The sequence below is a fragment of the Kocuria rhizosphaerae genome, from assembly GCF_044462265.1.
In the GTDB taxonomy this organism is placed as follows: domain Bacteria; phylum Actinomycetota; class Actinomycetes; order Actinomycetales; family Micrococcaceae; genus Kocuria; species Kocuria rhizosphaerae.
In genome coordinates, this window is record NZ_JBISWL010000040.1 from 1 (window position 1) to 6,732 (window position 6,732).

Consider the following 6,732-nt stretch of genomic DNA (forward strand, 5'->3'; position numbering starts at 1 on the left):
TCGTGACCGATCTCGATCAGAAGCTGACGTGGACCGAACTCGACCGGCGTGCCGTGGACACTGTCCGGGTGCTGGCGGCGGATGCGGTGGAGAAGGTGGGCAATGGGCATCCGGGGACCGCGATGTCCTTGGCGCCGGCGGCGTATCTGCTGTTCCAGAAGGTGATGGTCCACGACCCGACCGATGACCGGTGGACCGGGCGTGACCGGTTCGTCCTCTCCCCGGGCCACACCTCGCTGACGCTGTACCTGCAGCTGTTCCTGTCCGGGTACGGGATGGAGCTCGAGGACATCGCGTCCCTGCGGACCTGGGGCTCGAAGACCCCGGGACACCCGGAGTACCGGCACACCACCGGGGTGGAGATCACCACCGGCCCGCTGGGCCAGGGCCTGGCCTCGGCGGTCGGGTTCGCCTACGCCCAGCGCTACACGAGGGGCCTGCTCGATCCCGAGGCCGCCGCGGGGAGCTCTCCCTTCGACCACATGGTGTACGTGATCGCCTCCGACGGGGACCTGCAGGAGGGGATCACCTCCGAGGCGTCCTCGCTGGCCGGTGTCCAGGAGCTGGGCAATCTCGTGGTGATCTACGACGACAACCACATCTCCATCGAGGACGACACCGACGTGGCCTTCACCGAGGACGTGTGCGCCCGCTACGCCGCCTACGGCTGGGACGTGGCACGGGTGGACTGGACGAAGTCCGGGGACTACGTCGAGGACGTGGCCGAGCTCTACGCGGCGATCCGCGCCGCGAAGGCGCAGACCGCCAAGCCCTCGCTGATCGCCCTGCGCACGGTCATCGGGTTCCCGGCCCCGGGCAAGCAGAACACCGGGGGCATCCACGGCTCCAAGCTCGGGGCCGAGGAGGTCGCCGCGACCAAGGAGGTCCTCGGCTTCGACCCGGAGAAGTCCTTCGTGGTGGAGGATGAGGTGATCGCCCACACCCGGGGCATCCAGGATCGGATGAAGGAGGTCCGGGCGCGGTGGGAGGAGCAGTTCTCCGCCTGGCGTCAGGCCAACCCCGACCGGGCGAGCCTCTACGACCGGATCCGGGCCGAGGAACTGCCCGAGAACTACGCGGACGCCTTCCCCGTCTTCGAGGCGGGGGCGGACGTGGCGACCCGGGCGGCCTCGGGCAAGGTCATCAACGCGATCGCCGCCACGTTCCCGGAGCTGTGGGGCGGGTCGGCGGACCTGGCCGGGTCCAACAACACGACCATCGAGTCCGCCAAGTCCTTCATCCCGGCGGCCCGTTCCACGGCCAAGTGGTCCGGGGACCCCTACGGGCGGGTGCTGCACTTCGGGATCCGCGAGCACGCCGCGGCGGCGATCGTCAACGGCATCGTGATGTCCTCCCAGACCCGGGCGTTCTGCGGGACGTTCCTGATCTTCTCCGACTACCAGCGCCCGGCCGTGCGCCTGGGCGCGCTGATGAAGGTCCCGGCCATCTACGTGTGGACCCACGACTCGATCGGCCTGGGCGAGGACGGGCCCACCCACCAGCCGGTCGAGCAGCTCTCGGCCCTGCGCGCGATCCCGGGCCTGGACGTGGTCCGCCCGGCCGATGCCAACGAGACCGCCATCGCCTGGCGGACGGTGCTGGAGAACCGTCACGGCCCGGCCGGGATCGCCCTGACCCGCCAGAACGTGCCCACCTTCGCCCGGGAGGACCTCCACCCCGAGGCCGAGGGCGAGAAGTTCGCCTCCGCCGAGGGCACCGCCCGCGGCGGCTACGTCCTGGCCCAGGCCCCCGGAGGCGCAGAACCGGACGTGATCCTGATCGGCACCGGCTCCGAGGTCGCCCTGGCCGTTCAGGCCCGGGCGCAGCTGGCCGCGCAGGGCATCAACGCCCGGGTCGTGTCCATGCCCTGCCGGGAGTGGTTCGACGCCCAGGACCCCGACTACCGCGAGTCCGTGATCCCCTCCCGGATCAAGGCCAGGGTCTCCGTGGAGGCCGGGATAGCCATGTCCTGGCGAGACCTGATCGGCGACGCCGGGCGGGCCGTGTCCCTGGAGCACTTCGGGGAGTCGGCCGACTACCAGAGGCTCTACCGCGAGTTCGGCATCACCGCCGAAGCGGTCACCACCGCCGCCCAGGACTCCCTGGCCGCCGCGGCCCAGACCGCTCCCACCGGAAGCTGAACCGCACCGGTTCCCCCCACCACCCAGCCCGCGGGGCGGGCACGGCATCACCGGTGCCCGCCCCCGCCCGACCAGCACTGCAGCCCGGCTGCAGAGAACCGAGGACCGCATGACCACTCCCACCCGCAAGCTCTCCGAGGCCGGAGTCTCGATCTGGCTCGACGACCTCTCCCGTGAGCGCCTGACCTCCGGGGGACTGGGCCGGCTGATCGAGGAGAAGGACGTCGTGGGCGTGACCACGAACCCCACGATCTTCGCCGCCGCCCTGGCCGCCCACGACGCCTACGAGGACCAGGTGCGCGAGCTCGCCGCGACCGGCACCGACGTCGACGAGGCCGTGCTGGCCATCACCACCGACGACGTCCGCGAGGCCTGCGACCTGTTCGCCCCCACCTACGAGGCCACCCAGGGCGTGGACGGACGGGTGTCCATCGAGGTCGACCCCCGCCTGGCCCAGGACGCCGAGGCGACCGCGGCCATGGCCCAGCGCCTGTCCCAGACCATCGACCGCCCCAACGCGCTGATCAAGATCCCCGCCACCGAGGCCGGGCTGCCCGCGATCACCGCCACGATCGCCGAGGGCATCTCGGTCAACGTGACCCTGATCTTCTCCCTGGACCGGTACCGGGCGGTCATCAACGCCTACCTGCTGGGCCTGGAGCAGGCCCTGGAGGCCGGCAAGGACCTCACCACCATCCACTCCGTGGCCTCCTTCTTCGTCTCCCGGGTGGACACCGAGATCGACGCCCGCCTCGAGCGGGTCGGCACCAAGGACGCCCAGGAGCTCAAGGGCAAGGCCGGGCTGGCCAACGCCCGCCTCGCCTACCAGATCTTCCAGGACTCCGTGGACACCGAACGCTGGGCCCGCCTGACCGGGGCCGGGGCGAACCCACAGCGGCCGCTGTGGGCCTCCACCGGGGTGAAGGACCCCTCCCTGCCCGACACCCTCTACGTGACCGGGCTCGTGGCCCCGCACACGGTCAACACCATGCCCGAGAAGACCCTCGAGGCCACCTACGACCACGCCGAGATCACCGGGGACACCATCAGCGGCACCTACGAGGCCTCCAACGCGGTCCTCGACGCCCTCGCGCACGCCGGGGTCTCCTACGACGAGGTCGTCACCAAGCTCGAGACCGAGGGCCTGACCAAGTTCGAGGACTCCTGGGACGAGCTGCTGGCCACCGTCCGCAACGCTCTCGACAACGCCCGCTGAGCCGCCTGCCTCCGAGTCGCACGGACAAATCCCGGCCAGAACACCCATGCACGAAGGGCAGACGTCTCATGATTCACGCCCGAGCAGAAGAACCAGCACCATCCCTGCCAGCCACAGAAAAACTTACAGGCGATTCAACTATCTAATTGCGGACGTTGGCGTAGACGCCGGGGAGACCGATGTCTCACAACTACTGCCGGCGGGCCCCGCGCCATCCCCTGAACCCTGGAGGGCCCATGTCCGAGATGCTTCCCGATCGCAGGCGGCGGGAGATCCTCGACCGCGTCCGCGCGGCCGGCGCCGTGCGGGTGGCCGACCTGGTCGCCGAGCTGGGCGTGTCCGACATGACGGTGCGTCGCGACCTGGACCGGCTGGCCCGTGACAGGGAACTGCAGAAGGTCCACGGCGGGGCGAAGCTGCCGGCAGGGTCCTCCGCCGCCGAGCCGGGCTTCACTCACAAGTCCGAGCTGCAGCTGCCGGAGAAGGCGGCGATCGCCGCGGCCGCGGCGGCGATGGTGGAGCCGGGAATGTCGGTCTCGCTGAACTCGGGGACCACGACCTGCGCCCTGGCCCGCGCCCTGCGCCGCATCCGCGACATCACGGTCGTGACCAACTCGCCGCGCATCGCCGACGTTCTCCACGACGCCCCGGCCACGGGGCAGGCCGTGGTGTCGCTGGGCGGCGTCCGAACCCCGTCCGATGCGCTGGTGGGTCCGCTGGCCACGGCCGCGCTGCGCACGCTTCACCTGGACCTGTGCTTCATGGGCGTGCACGGGATCAGCGAGCGGGAGGGTCTGACCACCCCGAACATGATGGAGGCGGAGGTCAACCGCCTCTTCCTGGACCGCTGCGACCGCAGCGTGGTGCTGGCCGACTCCACGAAGTGGGGCCTGGCCGGCCTGTACCGCATCGCGGGCCTGGACGAGGTGGACGCCGTCGTCATGGACGACGGCGTCGACGGCCCGGCCCGGGAGACCCTGAACCCATCCGTCCCCGACCTGCGACTGGAGCCCGCCCGATGACCTCTCCCGCTGAGCGCGCCACCACACCACTGATCGTCCACCGGACCCACCGGCTGGCCGACGGGCGGGAGGCCGTGTTCTTCGGCGACCGCGGCACCGCGCCCGTCGAGCAGCTCGTCGACCGCCGGCCGCTGGACGCCCGCTCCGGGCACGGCGAGGTGCGCTTCGACCGGCTGACCGGGGAGTGGGTGGCGGTGGCCGCCCACCGTCAGGCCCGCACCCACCTGCCGCCGGCCGACCGGTGCCCGCTGTGCCCGTCCGTGGGCGGGCGGGAGTCCGAGATCCCCGCGGCGGACTTCGACGTCGTGGTCTTCGAGAACCGCTTCCCCTCCCTGGGCCCGGGGCTGGGCGTGCTCCCGGTCCCGGACGGGGCGGGGGAGCGGGAGCTGTGGGGGTCCCCCTCGGCGGCCTACGGGCGGTGCGAGGTGGTGGTGTTCACGCCCGAGCACCAGGGCTCCTTCGCGTCCCTGCCCTTCGAAAGGGCCCGCACGGTCGTGGAGGCCTGGGCCCAGCGCACCGAGGCGCTCTCGGCCCTGGAGGGGATCCGCCACGTGTTCCCGTTCGAGAACCGGGGTGAGCAGATCGGGGTGACCCTGCACCACCCGCACGGTCAGATCTACGCCTATCCCTACCCCGCCCCGCACGCGGCCCGCCTGGCGGCACGCTCGAGGGCCCACCTGGCCGACACGGGCCGGGCCCTGATGGGTGAGCTGCTGGCCGACGAGGCCGCGGCCGGGGACCGGATGGTGGTCGAGGGCGAGCACTTCTCGGCCTTCGTCCCCTACGCCGCGCGCTGGCCGCTGGAGGTCCACCTGGTCCCGCACCGGCAGGTCCCCGACCTGGCCGCCCTGGACGGGGCCGAGCGCGAGGAGCTCGCGGTCCTCTACCGGGAGCTGGTGCAGCGGGTGGACCGGCTCTATGCGACCCCCACCCCCTACATCGCCGCCTGGCACCAGACCCCGGTCACGGCCGCCGACCGCGAGGCCGGTTGGCTGCACCTGCAGCTGACCAGCCCGCGCCGGGCCGAGGACAAGCTGAAGTTCCTCGCCGGCTCCGAGGCCGCCATGGGGGCGTTCGTCAACGACGTCAGCGCCGAGCAGACCGCCGCACGCCTGAGGGAGGCCGCGCGATGACCAGCCGGCACAGCCGCGAGCCCACCGCGACCCCGGCCGGAGGGCAGGACCTCGTGCGGACCGGTCCTCCGGAACCGGTGGGTGCGCAGGACCGGGCGCGGGCCGCTCGGCTGGCGGAACGCTTCGCCGAGGTCTACGGGCACGTCCCCGACGGGGTGTGGCGCGCGCCGGGACGGGTGAACCTCATCGGCGAGCACACCGACTACAACGAGGGCTTCGTGCTCCCGTTCGCCATCGACCGCTCCGCCATGGTCGCCGTGCGGCTGCGCCGCGACACAGGGACGGGGGTGGGCGGGCGCGACGTCGTCGAGCTGGCCTCCACCTACGCCCCGGACGGCTCCGGGCTGTCGCGGGCGGGATTCCCGGTGGCCGGGCCGGCACCGGGCTCCGTGCCGGGCTGGGGGGCCTACCCGGCCGGCGTCGTCTCGGTGCTGACCGGTCTCGACGACGTCACCGTGCCCGGCTTCGAGCTGCTGCTGGACTCCACCGTGCCGGTGGGGGCGGGCCTGTCCTCCTCCCACGCGGTGGAGGTCGCCACCATGGTGGCCCTGGACGACCTGCTGGGCCTGGGCCTGGACCGCCCGGCCATGGCTCGGATGACCCAGCGGGCGGAGAACGAGTTCGTGGGCGCGCCCACCGGGATCATGGACCAGTCCGCCTCGCTGATGGGCCGGACCGGATCGGCCCTGTTCCTGGACTGCCGCTCCCTGGCCACCGAGCTCGTGCCCCTGCCGGTGGCCGAGCACGGGCTGCGGGTGCTGGTGATCGACACGAAGGTCGCCCACTCCCACGCCGACGGCGGCTACGCCGCCCGCCGTGCGACCTGCGAGCGCGCGGCCGCGGCCCTGGGCGTGGACTCCCTGCGCGACGTCCCCGCCGAGACCGACCTGGGAGCCCTCGACGAGGAGTCGGCCCGCCGGGTGCGGCACGTGCTCACCGAGAACCGCCGGGTCCTGCAGTGCGTGCAGCTGCTGCGCAAAGGGGACGTGGCCGGCGTCGGGGACCTGCTCACGGCCTCCCACGCGTCCCTGCGGGACGACTACGAGGTGTCCTGCCCCGAACTCGACCTCGCCGTGGACACCGCCCTGACCGCCGGGGCGCTCGGCGCGCGGATGACCGGCGGGGGCTTCGGCGGCTCCGCGATCGCCCTCGTCCCCGCGGCCCGGGAGGAGCAGGTCCGGGACGCCGTCCTGCGCGGGTTCGCCGACGTCGGGCCGGCG

5 protein-coding genes are annotated in these 6,732 nt (G+C 72.5%); all 5 read left to right on the forward strand.

The features are described 5' to 3' along the window. The first annotated feature begins 2 nt into the window (after window positions 1-2). Entirely contained in the window at window positions 3-2,141 is a 2,139-nt protein-coding gene (gene tkt, locus ACH9EU_RS04870; RefSeq protein WP_396412816.1) for a transketolase, read from the forward strand. A gap of 109 nt (window positions 2,142-2,250) precedes the next feature. After that, window positions 2,251-3,357: a transaldolase gene (gene tal / locus ACH9EU_RS04875; protein WP_396412817.1), complete on the forward strand. Its 1,107-nt coding sequence runs from the start codon at window positions 2,251-2,253 to the stop codon at window positions 3,355-3,357. A gap of 236 nt (window positions 3,358-3,593) precedes the next feature. Further along, window positions 3,594-4,379 (forward strand): DeoR family transcriptional regulator, encoded by a 786-nt coding sequence (locus ACH9EU_RS04880; RefSeq protein ID WP_396412818.1) that lies wholly within the window; start codon window positions 3,594-3,596, stop codon window positions 4,377-4,379. Continuing rightward, window positions 4,376-5,512, forward strand: a complete 1,137-nt coding sequence (gene galT / locus ACH9EU_RS04885; RefSeq protein ID WP_396412819.1) for a galactose-1-phosphate uridylyltransferase — start codon at window positions 4,376-4,378, stop codon at window positions 5,510-5,512. The genes ACH9EU_RS04880 and galT overlap by 4 nt, the downstream gene beginning before the upstream one ends. Continuing rightward, on the forward strand, window positions 5,509-6,732 hold a 1,224-nt coding region (gene galK, locus ACH9EU_RS04890), incomplete at its 3' end, for a galactokinase (protein ID WP_396412820.1). The genes galT and galK, both read left to right, overlap by 4 nt.